This window comes from Flavitalea plasmicola, from assembly GCF_030546645.1.
In the GTDB taxonomy this organism is placed as follows: Bacteria; Bacteroidota; Bacteroidia; order Chitinophagales; family Chitinophagaceae; genus Puia.
Window position 1 is genome coordinate 120,108 of record NZ_JAUOTO010000008.1, and the last position, 17,406, is coordinate 137,513.

At 51.7% G+C, this 17,406-nt stretch carries 14 protein-coding genes; 5 read left to right on the forward strand and 9 right to left on the reverse strand.

Features of this window, described 5'->3' with window-relative positions; genetic code table 11:
* Window positions 1-44 precede the first annotated feature (44 nt).
* Window positions 45-518: a YciE/YciF ferroxidase family protein gene (locus tag Q4E93_RS28480; protein ID WP_303591186.1), complete on the forward strand. Its 474-nt coding sequence runs from the start codon at window positions 45-47 to the stop codon at window positions 516-518.
* Here Q4E93_RS28480 and Q4E93_RS28485 read toward each other — a convergent pair.
* The 4 genes from Q4E93_RS28485 to pxpB all read right to left on the reverse strand — a co-directional run bounded on the left by Q4E93_RS28485 (window position 513) and on the right by pxpB (window position 4,520).
* Window positions 513-1,802, reverse strand: a complete 1,290-nt coding sequence (locus Q4E93_RS28485) for a DUF4407 domain-containing protein (RefSeq protein ID WP_303591188.1) — start codon at window positions 1,800-1,802, stop codon at window positions 513-515. The two genes, Q4E93_RS28480 and Q4E93_RS28485, sit on opposite strands and share 6 nt — an antisense overlap.
* 138 nt (window positions 1,803-1,940) lie before the next feature.
* Window positions 1,941-2,675 carry a 5-oxoprolinase subunit PxpA gene (locus Q4E93_RS28490; protein WP_303591190.1) on the reverse strand — a complete coding sequence of 245 codons (735 nt, stop codon included), beginning with the start codon at window positions 2,673-2,675 and terminating at the stop codon, window positions 1,941-1,943.
* A complete protein-coding gene (locus Q4E93_RS28495; protein ID WP_303591192.1) occupies window positions 2,669-3,661 on the reverse strand; it encodes a 5-oxoprolinase subunit C family protein in 993 nt (330 codons plus the stop codon). The genes Q4E93_RS28490 and Q4E93_RS28495 overlap by 7 nt, the downstream gene beginning before the upstream one ends.
* Window positions 3,662-3,806: 145 nt before the next feature.
* A complete protein-coding gene (gene pxpB / locus Q4E93_RS28500; protein ID WP_303591194.1) occupies window positions 3,807-4,520 on the reverse strand; it encodes a 5-oxoprolinase subunit PxpB in 714 nt (237 codons plus the stop codon).
* A 257-nt stretch (window positions 4,521-4,777) separates the two neighbouring features.
* On the opposite strand from pxpB, the gene topA reads away from it, so the two are divergent.
* Window positions 4,778-7,123 (forward strand): type I DNA topoisomerase, encoded by a 2,346-nt coding sequence (topA, locus tag Q4E93_RS28505; protein ID WP_303591195.1) that lies wholly within the window; start codon window positions 4,778-4,780, stop codon window positions 7,121-7,123.
* 185 nt (window positions 7,124-7,308) lie between these two features.
* On the forward strand, window positions 7,309-8,181 hold the full coding sequence (locus Q4E93_RS28510; RefSeq protein ID WP_303591196.1) for a transglutaminase family protein: 873 nt from the start codon (window positions 7,309-7,311) through the stop codon (window positions 8,179-8,181).
* Between the two features lie 44 nt (window positions 8,182-8,225).
* On the opposite strand, the gene Q4E93_RS28515 is transcribed toward Q4E93_RS28510, so the two are convergent.
* Window positions 8,226-9,647, reverse strand: coding sequence for a Gfo/Idh/MocA family protein (locus tag Q4E93_RS28515; protein WP_303591198.1), 1,422 nt, complete (start codon window positions 9,645-9,647; stop codon window positions 8,226-8,228).
* A 121-nt stretch (window positions 9,648-9,768) separates the two neighbouring features.
* On the opposite strand from Q4E93_RS28515, the gene Q4E93_RS28520 reads away from it, so the two are divergent.
* Complete coding sequence (locus Q4E93_RS28520; protein ID WP_303591200.1) at window positions 9,769-10,104, forward strand: tRNA-binding protein; 336 nt, start codon at window positions 9,769-9,771, stop codon at window positions 10,102-10,104.
* Between the two features lie 14 nt (window positions 10,105-10,118).
* Window positions 10,119-10,637: a methylated-DNA--[protein]-cysteine S-methyltransferase gene (locus Q4E93_RS28525; RefSeq protein WP_303591202.1), complete on the forward strand. Its 519-nt coding sequence runs from the start codon at window positions 10,119-10,121 to the stop codon at window positions 10,635-10,637.
* A 1-nt stretch (window position 10,638) separates the two neighbouring features.
* Here the strand turns inward: Q4E93_RS28525 and Q4E93_RS28530 are convergent, their stop codons facing one another.
* From Q4E93_RS28530 to Q4E93_RS28545, 4 genes are all read right to left on the reverse strand, one after another.
* Complete coding sequence (locus Q4E93_RS28530; RefSeq protein WP_303591204.1) at window positions 10,639-11,994, reverse strand: TolC family protein; 1,356 nt, start codon at window positions 11,992-11,994, stop codon at window positions 10,639-10,641.
* A 3-nt stretch (window positions 11,995-11,997) separates the two neighbouring features.
* A complete protein-coding gene (locus Q4E93_RS28535; protein WP_303591206.1) occupies window positions 11,998-15,063 on the reverse strand; it encodes an efflux RND transporter permease subunit in 3,066 nt (1,021 codons plus the stop codon).
* Window positions 15,064-15,092: 29 nt separating this feature from the next.
* Window positions 15,093-16,205, reverse strand: a complete 1,113-nt coding sequence (locus tag Q4E93_RS28540; RefSeq protein WP_303591207.1) for an efflux RND transporter periplasmic adaptor subunit — start codon at window positions 16,203-16,205, stop codon at window positions 15,093-15,095.
* Between the two features lie 333 nt (window positions 16,206-16,538).
* The gene (locus Q4E93_RS28545) at window positions 16,539-17,402 is read right to left on the reverse strand and encodes a beta-1,6-N-acetylglucosaminyltransferase (RefSeq protein WP_303591209.1); all 864 of its coding nucleotides are present in this window, start codon (window positions 17,400-17,402) and stop codon (window positions 16,539-16,541) included.
* Window positions 17,403-17,406: the final 4 nt, after the last annotated feature.

Genomic DNA, 17,406 nt, shown 5'->3' on the forward strand with positions numbered 1-17,406 from the left:
ATGGCATAATTCTATTACAATAATTACGTACACACCTTGCTATTATGGAAAAGTTATTCCTTGATCTACTCCGGGAAATATATGGGGCGGAAAAGTACCAGATCCTGCTGCTTCACCTGCTGAAAAAATCAGCGGCCTCCCTTCGGCTGCAAAATATGCTTGCCAATCATCTGGACGCAACCCGAGAGCACATTCATCGCCTTGAAGCCATCTTCGGTATGCTGGGGAAAGCCCCCGAGGCCCGCCCTTCCGAGGCAGTGCTGGGAATTGGACGTGAGGCGGAAACGGTAATAGAGACCACGGAAAAAGGTTCAGCTATCCGCGACACAGCGCTGGTGGCGGCAGTGCAAAAGCTGGAGCATTATGAGATCTCTTCGTATGGGAACCTGGCCCGATTGTGCAGGACGCTGGAATACGACGATATACTTGATATACTGGAAATGACCTTGCATGAGGAAAAAGAAGCGGACGACATGCTCACCGTCCTTGCCGAAAATTACATCAGGCCCGTACTATAATACATCCTCTTCCCGGAAATCATAGCGTTCCCTGATGCGCCGTGTGATCGTCTCAAGGGATGTCCGGGAAGGAATATTATCCTGTCCCTTTTCCCATTGGTCCAGCTCTTCCTGGATATGTTTCTTTTGGAGGGCGCCCAGCTTCTTCGTCAGTTCCTCCGTCAGATCTTTCTTCTGCTGATAGATCCCTTTCTTTTTATCCTGCATCAGCTCTTTTTGCCTGCGCATCTGATCTTCCTCCTCGGCCATCTGCAGCAATTCCGCTCTTGCCAGCGCCAGGTCGTATGGTCCGGTGCTCATGATCAGCTTCGACAGGATTGGCCCGGTTTCAATAAGAATGATCAGCAGGGAGATGAGAAGGTTGGCCCAGAATACACTCCCCTCCTTACCGGACAGGTCGGAGAGGGCCTTGTTCTTTTCAAGGAATCCTACGTCTGCCGTCACCTGCGCCTCGTAACCCCGGTTCTTCAGCTCTTTCGCAGCATGCACGCCGGCGATAATGCTATCCTGGTAACGGATAGCTCCCTGTAATTGGCCTAGTTCCGGGGTTGCCTGCAGCAAAGCCGTCTGATATGCCTCCTGCTTCAGCCGGGTCAGTTTGTCGATGCCCCGTTGCTGTGAGCCCCCTGTCCCGTCGGCTTCCTGCACATAGGCCTGCTGCAGCCGGTGGAGCGTATCCTCCAGGGACGTTTTACGGGACATCAGCCTCTGCCGCTCCCCCTGCGCAGTGGCCAGCGTCTGCTGGTTCTCCAGGGTCAACAGGCTATCATTGAGCAGGATCTTCTTGTGCCGGTTCTCCGTCACCTGGACATCGATCTCCTTCTCGAATATCTTCAATTCCAGCGGCCGGGCAATGGTGAACCCGATCAGCAACGCAAGGGCCAGCCGGGGAGCCGCCATCCATAATTGCTTATTGCGCGATACCCCGTATTTGCGCATGGTGGCGACGAGAAACCGGTCGAAGTTGAAGATCACCAGGCCCCAGATGATGGCAAAGACGATAGCCCAGATGGGCTCGTTGAATACGCTATAGATAGCATACCCAGCCGAGAGTGCCGCCAGGACAAAAGTGGCCAGGATCACGCCGCCCAGGCCGGCGTACTTCGTCTGTTCCGAAGGACAATCCTTTAAAAGGTCCTGGTAAGCGCCGGCGCACCACCAAAGGAAATGAGTTTCACGGGGTTTCTTTTGCTTCTCTCCCAGCCCGCTGAAGGAATCGTAGGTCAGGAGGCTTTCATTGCGATAGCGCCCATTGCCGCCCTGCCCGTTATCTGTTGTGGACATAAAATTTGATTGAAGTACATGAAACGATCAGGCCCGGGCAATAGCCTGCGGCCTGCCGTACCAGACGATTTTCTAGTAAAATTGAAGTGGGAACAAGGCAAAGAACGGGAATTCCCGGGAGAAATTGCAAAGGAAATGCTAAAAGGTATGCTCCCGCGACAACGCCTCAAATATCATCTTCGCAAATTCCACCGCGTGGTCTCCATCCCCATGTAAACAAACCGTCTCCGCGACGATATCAATCTCCTCGCCCGTCAGGGCCACTACTTTCCCCTCCGATACCATGCGTCGAACCTGCGCCAAACACACCGCCGCATCCTCGATCAGCGCACCCGGTGAAGTCCTCGGCGTCAGACTTCCATCCGCCTGGTAAGTCCTGTCCGCAAACACCTCGTTCACAAAAACCAATCCATGCCGGGAAGCTTCCACCCCCATCACACTGCCACTGAGCCCATATAACTGCAACGAGGGATCGAATTCCCGTATAGCCCGGCAAATGAGCGCGCTCACCTCCGCATCCCGGGCGGCCCTGTTATACAAAGCTCCATGCGGCTTCACATGATGCAGCCGCGCTCCAAACTCATCACAGATGGCCTGCAGAACAATTAACTGATCGACAACGAGACCGACGATCTCTTCCAGGACAACCCCTCTCCCCAGCATATCGACCCTGCCGAAATGGGCACGGTCAGGATAGGAAGGATGCGCACCGATCGCCACATGATGCCGCAAGGCCATTTCCACGGTCCTGCGCATGGTGTCCGCGTCGCCGGCATGGTAGCCGCACGAAATGTTGGCTGAGCTTATAAAAGGGATGATCGCCTCATCCGTCTCCATCCCCTCCCCCATGTCACAGTTGAGATCGATCAGCATACCAGCTCGTTTAAATGATCCATACAGGCCCTTTGAAGGATATGCAGCTCCTTTTGCTGGGCTGTCAACAGCGTTTCGGCCGCAGTCGCGTCCACCCGCTTGAATTGAATGGCGTCGCAGGGCCTCAGCTGAGCCAGCTTGGGCAAGTGTGCCGAAATAACATGCGCAATGCGGGGATATCCTCCCGTTGTCTGATGATCCGCCATCAGCACGATCAGCTGGCCATCGGGAAGTAATTGAACAGTTCCAAAGCTGACCGCTGAAGACAGCAGCTCGACAGGACGATCCATGACCATCGGACTACCTTTCAGCTGATACCCCATCCGGTCGGAAGAAGGATGTATAAGGAAATTATTCTGGATGAAATTCTCTTGTGAAGCCGGTGACAGCCCCTCCCATTCGCGGCCTGGTATAAAACCAATCTCATGGGGCCAACGATAGATCTTCTCAGTATTCACGCGCCAGGGCAAAGCTTCGAAATTGCTTTCGTCTTTCAGCAGCCCCGCAAAGTAAATGGTGTTCTCTTTAAAAGGAAGCTCATCCCCTTTTCTCAGGGGCTGCCCATGCCAACCTCCTACCCCGGCCTTCAGGTTCGTACTATAGCTGTTCAGCCATTTTTCTCCGCAATAGCCGCCATGCACGCTTAGATAGCAACGGGCCCCTTCCACCAACGAAGAGAATTGAAGCACTGTATTCCTCCTCACCACCACCGGCTGCCAGCGGGGGATCTGCTCATCGTTCACCGTCGCGGAAAAATTCGCGCCCGTGATCGCGATCAGCGTATTCTGCTCGAAGAGGATCTGAGGACCGGGAAAATGGATCTCCATCACCGCCTCCTCACCGCAATTGCCTACCAACAGATTTGCCACCTGTGCCGCATAACGGTCCATGGCGCCTCCGGGATTGATACCCCAGCTGCCATAACCAATCCTGCCTAGATCTTGTAATGTGTCGAGTAAACCTGGCTTAATAATAGACAAAGACATGATAAATGTTTAGTGTCCAATGTAAGTTGTTACGATAGGGCGGGTACGAAGGGGCAGGATATACATACACAGGATAAAAACAGGCAAACTAAGCTACTGATTTCATCTACCTCATGGGTGATCGATTATGCTAAAACACATACTATCAGGGACACAATGAACGGAACTCCTCCTGGCTGATGGGATAAAACTGCACCCGGTCGCCGATGGCAAATCTTATAGGAGGCAGCGCGGCACGTTCGAATAATTTTATGGGTGTACGACCAATGATCTGCCATCCGCCCGGGCTGTTCACCGGGTAGATCCCTGTCTGATTGCCCGCAATTCCTACACCACCGGCACGGACAGGCACAGGCCGTGATTTTCTTTCCGCCTCCAGCCGGACATCCACCTTTCCAAGGTACGGAAAGCCGGGAAGAAAGCCTATCATATAAACACGATATATTATTGAACAATGTAATTGTATAATGTCCTCCTTGGTTATATTCTTAACTCGGCTCAACTCCTCCAGGTCAGGCCCCTCCCTTCCGCCGTAACATACGGGTATGCGTATAAGCGCACCCGATGCCGCCGGACCGTCTAAAACCCCGGTGGCTATCCAGGCCTCTTCCAGTAATGCTTTTACATAGTCATATACACCACCCGGGCAGTCCCGTTGCCTCCGCACTATTTCCGGATCATAGAAGATGCTCACCGAGCTATAGGCCACAATGATGTCCTGCAAGCCGGGAAAAGCGTGGGCCTTCAACCATTCCTGGATGCATAAAGCCTTTCTATTTAGCTGTTCATCAATGAGATGGCCCAGATCCAGGGTAATGGCGCAATCCCCCAGGGGAAATATTGCAAATGGTTTATCCAAAGTTTGCTCTGATACCCGCTCAAATTAGAGTTTTTTGGCCAGCCTCCTCTCCCTGACATTCATAAACTTATAACCTTTCTGCGCCAAACGGCATAAATTATTGCTATACAATATGAAATAGTTTAATTTTTTTCGGTTTATGTCTCTATTCCCCAGGTAGTAATTTTTTAATTTGACGGTTATACTGTAAACTTGCACGCGGACATAGAGTATCCCGGTGAGCGGGCAATCCTATTTTAAACCACTTTAATGAACACATGGCTAAGAATTTATTGATTGTGGAGTCTCCGGCGAAGGCCAAGACGATCGAAAAGATACTGGGTGAAGATTTTGAAGTAAAGAGCTGCTACGGTCATATCCGCGACCTGGAGAAAGGCGATATGGGGATTGATATAAAGAACAATTATAAACCTCGCTATATTGTCCCGGAAGACAAGGAAAAAGTCGTAAAAGAGCTTAAAAGCCTCGCCAAAAAATCTGGCGAAGTATGGCTCGCGACGGACGAGGACCGTGAGGGAGAAGCCATCAGCTGGCACTTGTGTGAGGTATTGGGTTTGGACCCCGTGACCACAAAACGCATTGTTTTTCATGAGATCACGAAGCCAGCCATCCAGTCGGCCGTCACAAAGCCGCGCACAGTGGACATGAACCTGGTGAATGCCCAGCAGGCCCGCCGGATCCTGGACAGGATCGTAGGCTTCGAGCTGAGCCCCGTCCTCTGGCGTAAGATGAGCATGAAGAACAACCTGAGCGCAGGTCGTGTTCAAAGCGTTGCCGTCCGCATCATAGCCGAAAGAGAACGGGAGATCAATGCATTTGTCCCCGTCAGCTCCTTTAAGATAGAAGCCCTTTTCACCGCCAAAGACGTTTCCGGCAAACAGGTGACATTTTCGGCCGAAGGTAAAAAACAAGCTTCGGTGGAGAATGCGGAAGCCTTCCTCACTGGCTGTAAAGGCGCCGACTATACGGTCACGGATATCCAGGTCAAGCCAGGCAAAAAAACACCTGCCGCGCCTTTTACTACATCTACCCTCCAGCAGGAAGCCAGCCGTAAACTGGGCTACGGCGTCAGCCGCACCATGCTCCTGGCCCAAAAGCTATACGAGAGCGGTAAGATCACCTATATGCGTACCGACAGCGTCAGCCTGAGCGAAACTGCAATGGATGCCATCAGCAGCCAGATCAGCAGCCAATACGGAGATAGATACAAACAGTCCCGCAAGTTCAAGAATAAGAATGAATCCGCCCAGGAGGCCCACGAGGCCATCCGCCCTACCTATATGGATGCCATGACGGTGGAAGATGCCGACTGCCGGCGGTTGTACGAGCTGATCTGGAAAAGGACAATGGCCAGCCAGATGGCGGATGCCGAGCTGGAAAAGACCATCGCCAAAATACAGATCTCCACCAATAAAGAAGAACTGACGGCCAGCGGCGAAGTCCTGAAATTCGACGGATTCCTGAAAGTATACATGGAGGACAGGGATGAGGATGAGATCTCCGAAGAAGATGGCCAGGAAGGCATGCTGCCTCCGCTGGCAGTACAGCAAAAACTGCCCCTGAAGGAAATGCGGGCCGTCGAGCGTTTCACCCGCCCCCTCCCCAGGTATACGGAAGCTTCCCTGGTCAAAAAGCTGGAAGAGCTGGGCATCGGACGCCCCTCCACCTATGCGCCCACCATCTCCACCATTCTGAAAAGAGGCTATGTGGAAAAACGCGATAAAGAAGGAATAAAAAGGGATTTCAGGATCCTCTTGCTGAAAAATAACAATGTTGAGAAGCTGGTCGAACAGGAGAACACCGGCGCGGAAAAATCCAAATTATTCCCCACCGACCTCGGCTTGGTGGTGACGGACTTCCTAAAACAATACTTCGACGACATCATGGATTACAACTTCACGGCCCGCATCGAAGAAGAATTCGATGAGGTTGCCCAGGGTAAGATCCTATGGAATAAAATGATCGACGACTTCTACAATCCTTTCAAGAAGGACGTGGATAATACCATCGAAAATGCCGAAAGGATCAAGGGTGAAAGAGAACTGGGCGTCGATGCCGCCAGCGGCAAGAAAGTCATCGCCCGGATGGGCCGCTATGGTCCCATGGTCCAGATCGGGGACGTCAACGATGAAGAAAAGCCAAGGTTCGCCAAGCTGAAGAACACCCAAAGCATTGAGACCATCAGCTACGACGAGGCCATGGAGCTTTTCCGCCTGCCCCGTAACCTGGGCCAGTTCGAAGATTCGGACGTAGTGGTCAACATCGGTCGTTTCGGCCCTTACATCGCCCACGATAAGAAATTTTACTCCCTGGGGAAAGAATATGATCCCTATAGCATCACCTTCGATGAGGCCACTCCGATCATCGTGGAAAAAAGGGCCGCCAAAGAAGAGCGCACCATCAAGATCTTCGAAAAAGAAAAGATCCAGCTGCTGCGTGGCCCTTATGGTCCCTATATCAAGCAGGGGCTCCGCAACTACAAGCTGCCCAAGGAAAAGCAGGAAAATGCTGCAGACCTGAGCATCGAAGAGGTCAAAGCCATCATCGAAGAGGTGAAGGCCAACCCTCCCAAACGCGTGCCCCGCAAGAAAAAAAGCTCCTGATAGCCCTGCCCCGGTATCACAATTTTATCGGAAGGACCATCGTTATCCATAGGACACCCCTTACCCGCATCGCCCACCCGGAGTGTAGTAATAAACACTTACAGCGTGCTTGTGGATAAGAATTTTATCAAAGTTTTACAAACTTCCCCGATATTGATTCCGTATTTCAGGGAAGAATCATCTACATGCAGGAAAACAAAGAAATAAAGGCCCTTTTTCACCTGATCGATGACCCCGATCAAGAGGTGTTTGACTCTGTGAGCAGTCGTATTGTCAGCTATGGCAGGGGCATTATCCCTAACCTGGAAAATCTCTGGGAAAATACCATCAGCGGAGAGGTGCAGGAGCGGATCGAGCTCCTCATTCACAAGCTGCATTACCACGATCTCACGGAAGATTTTATTCATTGGAAGAACAGCAGCTACCAGGACCTGCTCACGGCGGCACTGCTGGTGTCCAAATTCCAGTATCCCGACCTGGTCACGACGCCCGTGCTGCAGGAAGTGGAAAAATTGCGCCGCAACATCTGGCTGGAGCTGAACAGCTATCTCACCCCCCTGGAACAGGTGAACGTCCTTACGAGCATCCTGTACAATTACTATGGGCTAAAAGGTACGGAAGTCGCCTACCAGCAACCGGAAGAATTTCTCATCAACAAGCTCATCGAGACAAAAAGAGGTAATTCCATCGCCAATGGCATCCTGTACCTGTTGCTGAGCGAATTATTGGATATCCCCGTAAAAGCGATCAATATTCCCCGACAGTTCGTTTTGGCCTATATCAAGCCTACCTACGATGAAAACCCCGAAAGGCTCAGCGCACAGCAACGCATCGAATTTTTCATCGACCCGATGAGCGGACAGGTATTCTCACATAAAGACGTAGACAGCTATTTCAAACGGGTATCCGTTCCGCCTGTGGCGTCTTATTTCAAGCCGCTGTCGCATAATCGCATTATTCAGACGACGCTGGAAGAGTTCAGTAAATGTTTCGAGGACGAACGCAATGCGTATAAGCAGAAAGAATTATTGGAGCTTGCTAAGCTCCTGAATGAATAAAAAAAACCGGCATCTGCCGGTTTTTTTCTGCGTATTGCGTATTATTATACGGGTAGCTTCCACCCTTCACGGTATTCCCGTTTCACAAACTGGTTGGCCGGGTCGAAATTCGTGATCTTCATATTCTGCGCGTCCCACAACAGCTTTTTCCTGCCGGTGAATTCTTTGCCTTCCTTGATATTCCAGCTGCGCAATGCCAGGTTACCCATCAGGATCGTCTCCGTCAGCGGTCCGGCATATTCGAATGGCGAGCTCACCTTGTTCTTGCCATACCCTGCGATACAGGCATTCACCCACTGTACATAATGCCCTTCGGGTACACGTGCCAGTGTCTGCGGCACATTCACCTCCTTCGTCCTGGACGTTGGCAACAAGGTCGCCTTACTGCCGTATGTACCGCACATGATCTTACCCTTTGTTCCCGTGATGATCGCACCGCCGCCGTCGTCCCCGCCCATCATCTCGTCAGGTCCCAGCTCGGCGGGTCGGTCAGGACGCAGATTGCCGTCCATCCAATGAAGGTCCACATCAGGCTTGCCATTCTTGCCAGGAAATTTCATTTTTACAGAGCTGGCAGGAGGACAGCTTTCAGGATAATAAGCAGGCGTCCACATCTGCTCGTAAACATCCACCACGCTGCATTCCACTTCGGAAGGATACCCCAGACCCACCGTCTTGAATGCCGGATCGATCAGATGACATCCCATATCTCCCAATGCCCCCGTCCCGAATGCCCAGAACCCCCTCCAGTTGAAAGGCACATATTCCTTATGGTATTGCTCGAATGTTGCCGGTCCCAGCCACAGGTCCCAATTGAGCTCTGTCGGCGAGGCATCCGTGCTTTTCGGCCGCCCAAAGCCCTGCGGCCAAACAGGGCGGTTCGTCCATACATGAATGGACACTGCATCTCCGATGATGCCCGCATTGTACCACTCCTGCATCTGCCGCACACCGTCGCTGGAAGATCCCTGGTTGCCCATCTGGGTCACTACCTTATAGCGCTTCGCCGCTTCCGTAAGCATGCGGGCCTCATAAATATCATGCGTAAGTGGTTTCTGCACATAAACATGTTTTCCCAGGGACATAGCCGTCAGCGCTGCGATCGCATGGGTATTGTCGGGCGTGGAAACAGACACGGCATCAATGCTCTTGTGCTCTTTCTCCAGCATTTCCCGGAAGTCCTTATAGTACTTCGCTTTCGTATACTTCTTGACGGAGTTGGCAGCCTGGCGGTCATCCACGTCGCAAAGCGCCACTATATCAACCTTTCCGCTGCCAAAAAAATTCTTCAGATCGTCCCCGCCCTTTCCACCGGCGCCGACGGCGGCAATGGCCAGCCGGTCGCTGGGAGCGATAAAACCTCTTCCCAGTACGTGACGGGGAACAATAAAAAATCCGGTGGCTGCAAGCGATGCATCCCGTAGGAACTCACGCCTGGAATGCTGGTTTTTGAGTTTGTCAGTCATAGAAAAAATTTGCTAAGCTAATCGGTTTAAAAATTTATCCGGTAATTTACATTAAAGACATCGGACAGAATATAAAATCGAATTAAAAAACACCGGGAAACGCTGCTAAAATTGCAAAACCATGGAGACCATTCAATGGAGTGATTTCGAAAAGATCGATATTCGGGTAGGTACCATCATTGACGTCCAGGAATTCCCCCAGGCCCGCAGACCCGCCTGGCGGCTGACCATCGATTTTGGAGAGCTGGGAATAAAAAGGTCGTCGGCACAAGTCACAGATCTATATGATCCTCAACAGCTCTCCGGTCGGCAGGTAGTGGCGGTGGTCAATTTCCCTCCCAAACAGATAGCAAATTTTTTTAGTGAATGTCTCGTACTGGGTGTGTATACTGACAAAAAAGAAGTAGTTTTATTAGGGCCTGAACGGCACGTGCACAACGGCTGGAAAGTAGGCTGACAAAACCCCTTACAATGGCAACGACGCTGGAGGTCACATCCACCTGGTATAAGTCACCCCTGGGCCTTCTCCGGATAGGCGGAACGGACGCTTATATCAGCGAGATCAGCTTCGTCGACAATCTGGACCGGGCCATCGATGGCCCCGGAGAGCTACAGGGCCCCGTTCCCCCCATGATCATACAATGCATCGAACAGCTGATCCAATATTTCCAGGGACAAAGAAGAGTGTTTGATTTTCCGGTTTACCAGGAAGGGACGCCCTTTCAGGAAAAGGTCTGGAACGAGCTGACAGGTATCCCATTCGGCAAGACCCTCAGCTACCTGGACATGGCCCGCCGGTTGGGCGATCCAAAATGCATTCGCGCTGCGGCATCCGCCAATGGAAGGAACAATATAGCGATCGTCGTTCCCTGCCACAGGGTCATCGGCTCTAAAAGGGACCTGGTGGGTTATGCAGGCGGCCTCTGGCGCAAAAAATGGCTGCTGGATCACGAGACCAGGATCCATTACGGCGTTCAAACCCTGTTCTGACCTAATTTGTCAGCTGATTGGCATAACGCCGCAGCTGCACCTCTGCCGACTTCGCGGCAAAAGATACATTGATCAGGATATACCCCGCATTCTCAAAACTTTGCTGTGCGTTCTTTACATCCACGATCGTGGCCTGCCTCAGCTGGAAACGCTGTAATACGAGGTTCAACAGCTTTTGTGAAAGATCATAATTGGCCTTGGCCGTCTGCAGCTGCTTGAGATTATTATTATAAGCCTGCCAGTTCCTGACAGCATTGGATGTATAGTTCAACACCAGGGTATCCCGCGTCAGCTGTGCATTTTTAACGTTCACGCCCGCTATCCGCTCCTGTCGCTTGTAAATCCCGCCGTTGAAGATGGGCACATTCAGCGAAACACCCGCGTAAGGCCCATAGTTGAGGTTCAACAGGGAAAATCCCTCCGAGTTCTTCGTCCGGTTGTAATTATACCCCGCATTCACATAAAGGGAAGGATAGCGCAAGGCCCCTGTTTCCCGTTGGATATACTTGCTGATCGTGATCTGCTCGTCCGCCGCCAGGACGTCCGGATTGGCCGACTGCACGGCACTCAGAATAACCCCTAGCTGAATGCTGCTGTCAACAATGATCGTATCCTCCACGCTGATGGCCGAGTCGGGATTCAGGGTAAGCAGGGTAAGCAGGTCCGTCTTGCCCTGGTCCACCACCAGCTGCTGCGCCTGCAGGTTCTGCACCTGCGTATTCAGGTCCACCTGGGATTGGAACAGGTCCGCATTGTTCGCTACCCCCACATTCTGCTGCGCTTTTACGATGTCCAGCCGCTGTTGGGATGCATCGATGGACCTTTGCAGGGTCCTGGCATAGCTCTGCTGCCGCACGATGTCGTAATATTTCAACGTAACATTGTTGATCAGCACCAACGCCCGGGAGCTCAGCACCTGCCGTGTCTGTGCTTCGACGGAGCCCAGTCGCTTTTTCGCCGTTGCTATGCGCCCGTCATTATACAGCAGCATGCTGCCGTTGACCGAGGCGGACAGGCTATTGGAAAAGGCATTATTGCTGGATTTGTTATTGGCCGGGTTGGCGTACTGCTGCTTAAGGCTGGTGGCCTGCTCCTGGTTCGTGGCGGTGGCGCTGACCACCGGAAGGCCGCCTGCATAGCCATAGTCATTGGCAATGCCCGCAATGGTAACATTGTTTTTGGCCAGCTGGATGCCCAGGTTGTTCTTCAGTGCTATCTGGACGGCGTCCGGAAGGGTCAGCGTAGCGGTCTGGGCGCACAGCTGCATCGCCGGCAAACCGCCGGTGAATAAGAAACCAACTATGCGAAATAATCCTGTCTTCATGGAAGTGTTGATCATTGTTTTTTTGTTGGTCATGCCCTAATCGGTGACCTCTGTCAAATGTGCTTTATGTTTGCCGGATACATAAGTATATACTGCCGGTATTACGAACAGTGTCAATATCAGCGAGAACATGATCCCCCCTACTACCACGATCCCCAGGGGAATGCGGCTCGTGGCCGCGGCGCCCAGGCTCAGCGCAATAGGCAGGGCGCCAAGCGACGTGGCAAGGCTGGTCATCAGGATGGGACGCAGTCGCTGGGAAGCGGCTTCTATCACCGCATCCATCCGGGCCATGCCATGCTCCCTTTTCTGGTTGGTGAATTCCACGATAAGGATCCCATTCTTCGTCACCAGTCCGATCAGCATGATCATCCCGATCTCGGAGAAGATGTTCAGGGTCTGGTGAAAGAGCCACAGGCTTAGCAAAGCGCCTGCCAGCGCCAGCGGCACCGTCAGCATGATGGTGAATGGATCGATAAAGCTTTCGAATTGTGCCGACAATACCAGGTAGATCAGCGCCAGCGCCAGGCCAAAGGCAAACAGGATATTGGACGAGCTCTCGGCATAGTCACGGGAAGAGCCAGACAGGGCCGTTTGGAAGCTGGGGTCCAGCTGCTTGTTGGCAATGGCTTGCATAGCCTCGATCCCATCCCCGATGGTCTTGCCTTCCGCCAGTGACGCGGAGATGGTAGCGGCTTTATACCGATTGAAATGGAAGAGGGTGGAAGGATTACTGTTGTTTTCGATATGGATCACGGCATCAAGAGGAATATTGTCCCCATACTTGTTGCGGACATACACCTTGCTGATGTCGGTAGGCTTGTTCCTGTCGTCCCTTTCCACCTGCGCAATGACATAATACTGATAGCCGTTCATGATAAAATAGGCCAGCCGGCCTCCGCTGAAGGCCGCCTGCATGGCGGAGATGACGTCGTTGGTCGACAGGCCCAGATCCTTGATCTTCATCCTGTCCACGCTGATCTGCAGCTCAGGTTTGTTGAATTTCAGGTTCACGTCCACATTAGCGAAAGTGGGGTCCTTACGGGCCGCGTCCAGGAATGCGGGGATCGTTTTCTTCAGCTTTTCCATATCCTGGTTCTGCAGGACGAATTGCACGGGCAGACTGGTCTTGCTGCCGGAGCCTACGGCAATTGTCTGTTCCTGGATGGCGAAAACCCTGGCGTCGTTAAACCGGGTGAGCTTTCGTTGCAGCTCCGACGTGATGGTATTCTGACTCCGGTGGCGCTCATCCGGTGGCACCAGGCCGATGCGGGGCTGGGAAGTATTGATAGATGTCCCCGCTGGCGTACGCGCAAAGACAAACTGCCGCTCCGGAATGGAGTCATAAAGAAAATTGGCGATCTCATCGGTCACATCGCGCGTGTACGTGTAGCTGGAACCTTCCGGCAGGGTGACGGAGAACCGAATGCTGCTGCGATCTTCCAGCGGTGCGATCTCGCTTTGCATATTCCTCAGGATCATCCAGATCATAACGCCGCAGACCACGATGATCACCCACGCCATCCACCGTATCTTCATAAAACCTTTAAGCAGGCGTAAATAGCCATTTTCCATGCCGGCGAAAAAAGGTTCGGTCTTATTGTAAAACCACCCATGTCCCGACTTGCTGCTCGTCAGGTATACGTTCAGCACAGGAGTGATGGTCAGCGATACGAAAGAGGATATGAGCACCGCTGCAGCCAGCACCACGCCGAACTCACGGAACAGCCGTCCCACAAAGCCCTGGAGAAAGACCACCGGCATGAACACTACCGCCAGGGTCAATGAGGTGCTGATGACGGCAAAAAATATCTCCTTACTTCCTTCCAACGCTGCCTTATGAATGGGAAAGCCCTGTTCCAGCTTGCGAAATATATTTTCTGTCACCACAATGCCGTCGTCCACCACCAGGCCCGTTGCCAGCACAATACCCAATAACGTAAGTATATTGATCGTAAAGCCCGACACATACATGATAAAAAAGGTGGCGATCAGCGAGATGGGAATATCGATCAGTGGACGCAGGGCGATCAGCCAGCTGCGGAAAAAGAAAAAGATCACCAATACCACCAGCGAAAAAGCGATCACCAGGGTCTCCTTCACCTCGGAGAGGGATTGACGGATGATCTTGGTATTATCTATCAATACATTCAGCTCTATATCCGATTTGTTGGAATTTTTCAGCTCATCCATCCGCTTGTAGAACTCATCGGCTATGGCAATATTATTCGCCCCCGGCTGAGGCACGATGGCCAATCCCACCGCATTGACCCCGTTGTACTTCCAGCTTTGCTCCTCATTCTGGGGTCCGAGCTCCACCCGGGCTACATCGCTCAGGCGAACGATGCCCGTACTATCCTCCCGGAGAATGATGTCCCTGAAATCCTTTTCCGTTGTCAGGCGGCCCAGGGTTTTGATGGTGAGCTCCGTATTATTGCCATAGATCTTTCCGGGCGGCAACTCCACATTCTCGGTGTTCATAGCCGTGGAGATATCGTTGTAGGCGATGCCATAGGCATTCATTTTGTCCTGGTTCAGCCAGATACGCATGGAATAGCTCTTGTCCCCAAAGACGTTGACAGAGCTCACCTGGTTAATGGTCTGCAGCTGCTGCTGCAAGACGTTGTCAGCATAATCGCTCAGCTCCATCAGGCTCTTGGTCCGGCTTTGGACAGCCAGGATAAGAATAAAGTCGCTGTTGGCGTCAGCCTTGGTTACCACGGGCGGAGCGTCGATGTCCAAAGGGAGGCCCCGCTGGGCCTGACCCACCTTGTCCCGCACATCGCTGGCCGCCGCTTCCAGGTCCACCCCAAGGTTGAATTCCACCGTGATATAGCTGCTGCCCAGGCTGCTGGTGGAAGAAATGGTCCGGATGCCGGGAATACCGTTGATCTGTTTTTCCAGGGGCTCCGTGATCTGGCTTTCAATGATATCCGGGTTCGCGCCCGTATAGTTGGTATTCACCGTGATAATGGGGGGATCGATAGCAGGATAATCCCTTACGGCCAGAAAATTATAGCCTACGACGCCAAACAGGATGATCATCAGGTTCATCACCGTCGCCAGCACCGGCCGTTTGAGAGATAATTCAGAGATATTCATACTTCAGGTATACTAGATAGGTGATTTGCTTATTGGTTGGCGTCCATTTTTTCCAGGTCCTTCACGCTGCGCACCTGCAGCGGGGACCTGGGCCGGGCAAAGAGCACGCCGGTGACCACCACCGTATCGCCGGGACTGACCCCCTTGGTTATCTCCACATTATTGGCTTCACGTACGCCGGTCTGTACGTTGACAAACTGAGCCCTTCCCTGTTTCACGAGTATCAGCTGGTTGTTCTTATCTTCAGGGATAATGCAATTGGTAGGCACCATAACGGCCTGCTTGTCCGCGCCGGCATCGACAAATACCTTTACAAAGGCGCCGGGATGCCCTTTCCCTTCCTGGAGGATCGCCCTTACTTTCAGGTTGCGGCTGGTCTGGTTGATCTGAGGTTCAGTGGCGATGATCAGCCCTTTGCGATGCGCCTTGCTGGCGGCGTCTATCTCAATATCCACCAGCGAGCCTTTCCTGATCACGGCGGCATATTGTTCAGGCAGGGTAAAATCCACTTTGATCCTGTCCAGCTGCTGGACGGTGGCAATGACATTGGCTGGGGTGACATAGGCGCCGGGACTTACCTGGCGAAGCCCCACAATACCACTGAATGGTGCGCGGATGATGGTCTTGTCGATCTGGGCCTGTGTATAGGCGATATCCGCCTTGGTGCTGTTGACATTATTGAGCGCCAGGTCATAATCTGCCTGGTTGATCCCCTGAATGTCCAGAAGCTTCTGATCCCGCTCCAATGTCTTTTGATAAAGGTCCAGCTGTACCCTTGACTTTTCCAGGGTAGCCTGGAGATCCGCATCATTGATCCGGGCGATGACCGTGCCTTTCTCAATCTGCGCTCCTTCCGGCACATTGAGGTAAGTGATGCGCCCGCTGATCTCGGGATGCAATTCCACGTATTCATTCGCCACCACCGTCCCGTTGGCCTCTACCGTATTCTCGACGCTCCGGGAACTGGCAATAATGACATCCACGATGACGGGCTGGTTGCCCTGGCTCCTGGGCGTCTTTGCAGCATCCGCTTTCTCCTTACAGGCCTGCAGGAACAAAGGGAGCGAAAGTGCCACGCAGAGATAACGAATAGCGAATGTATTACCTGTGAAAGGAGCTGCTGTGTGTAGTAGCCGGGCCATAAATCGATTTAGTTGAAAGATGCCAAATATAAACAGATTTGACATGCTCTAAATTCCCGGACCTAAGTATTTCTATGAATGGTAATATGGGGGTGCCCCCGGGGAGATGGTTTCATTTACAGGGAGTTAGCACTGCCCTGCCATTAACAATTGATTTAAAATTAGATTAAGATGGGATTAAAAAAAACGGGAATAATCTGCGAATGGAGAAGAATGGTGATTTTTTCAAATACGGCAACTGGAGCGTTGCTATTTTTTTAAGGAGGGAGGCGATTTTATATGGTCGGTGGATGGGCACCTTACCTACACCGGTGCATGGGTGTTCCTCATGGGTTATTCCATAAATTTTTCTAAGGCATACACAATCTGCCTGTCTACTTTATAGTCGAATTTCCGGGCAAAATGGCGGTTGCTATTTTTAATTTTTACCCAATCTTTTATGGTTAAAGTTTTGGGGTGATAACCTCCTTCTGTCCAATCAATATACCGTAAATTGTTATTAACTATAGCCTTTCTAAAAGGAGAGTTTAACAGTAAGGAGGGCATCAGCAGCTCATCGGGAATGCAGGTAAGTCTAAAAAAGATATCAATATCAATATGCGCTGTCAGGTATTCACAGATATATTTTGCACAGGCGTAAGTAATGGTAAACCACATGGACCCGCCATAGGGTTGCCATCCATTTGGGAAAGTCCGCTTACTGCCTTCCATACGCTGTGCCTGGACAAACAGATGAGCGCGCTCCATTCCAAGGTCATCGACGAGCCAATAATAATTATAACGGTCTGCCCCGCCTGCGGGCCCCCATCTTGTAAAATCCGGTATTGAAAAATATTCAATGAATTCATGTCCGGCATGCTCTTGTAAGTACGTCACGATTGTTTGATTGCTTTTTATGGGGAAATCCTGTCCGCTGATCAAGCTGAGATAATCATAATGCCCATGTTTGATAGCTTCGTTTAACAAATGTAAGATCCCTTCTACCATACTATATCCTCCCCAATTGATTGCCAGTCGTTTTTCCGGCAGGTGGACGTCAGCCTTGTCGGAAAATTGGCTTTTCAGCGTAAGATAATTTACTTCTGTCTGGCTATCGATGTGAATAAAAAAAGTAACCTCTTCCGACGCAAGTGTGTTAACTATTTTCACCAGATGTTCAAAATGTTCATGCGCCAGGATTAAATAAGCCAGTTTCATATTG

Bases quoted from the DNA above. Each gene is read 5' to 3' on its own strand.
- Q4E93_RS28490 (WP_303591190.1), bottom strand. From the start codon at position 2,675: ATGCTGATCGATCTCAACTGTGACATGGGGGAGGGGATGGAGACGGAT.
- Q4E93_RS28535 (WP_303591206.1), bottom strand. From the start codon at position 15,063: ATGAATATCTCTGAATTATCTCTCAAACGGCCGGTGCTGGCGACGGTG.
- Q4E93_RS28525 (WP_303591202.1), top strand. From the start codon at position 10,119: ATGGCAACGACGCTGGAGGTCACATCCACCTGGTATAAGTCACCCCTG.
- Q4E93_RS28510 (WP_303591196.1), top strand. From the start codon at position 7,309: ATGCAGGAAAACAAAGAAATAAAGGCCCTTTTTCACCTGATCGATGAC.
- Q4E93_RS28530 (WP_303591204.1), bottom strand. From the start codon at position 11,994: ATGACCAACAAAAAAACAATGATCAACACTTCCATGAAGACAGGATTA.
- Q4E93_RS28485 (WP_303591188.1), bottom strand. From the start codon at position 1,802: ATGTCCACAACAGATAACGGGCAGGGCGGCAATGGGCGCTATCGCAAT.
- Q4E93_RS28495 (WP_303591192.1), bottom strand. From the start codon at position 3,661: ATGTCTTTGTCTATTATTAAGCCAGGTTTACTCGACACATTACAAGAT.
- Q4E93_RS28545 (WP_303591209.1), bottom strand. From the start codon at position 17,402: ATGAAACTGGCTTATTTAATCCTGGCGCATGAACATTTTGAACATCTG.
- Q4E93_RS28515 (WP_303591198.1), bottom strand. From the start codon at position 9,647: ATGACTGACAAACTCAAAAACCAGCATTCCAGGCGTGAGTTCCTACGG.
- Q4E93_RS28540 (WP_303591207.1), bottom strand. From the start codon at position 16,205: ATGGCCCGGCTACTACACACAGCAGCTCCTTTCACAGGTAATACATTC.
- Q4E93_RS28480 (WP_303591186.1), top strand. From the start codon at position 45: ATGGAAAAGTTATTCCTTGATCTACTCCGGGAAATATATGGGGCGGAA.
- topA (WP_303591195.1), top strand. From the start codon at position 4,778: ATGGCTAAGAATTTATTGATTGTGGAGTCTCCGGCGAAGGCCAAGACG.
- Q4E93_RS28520 (WP_303591200.1), top strand. From the start codon at position 9,769: ATGGAGACCATTCAATGGAGTGATTTCGAAAAGATCGATATTCGGGTA.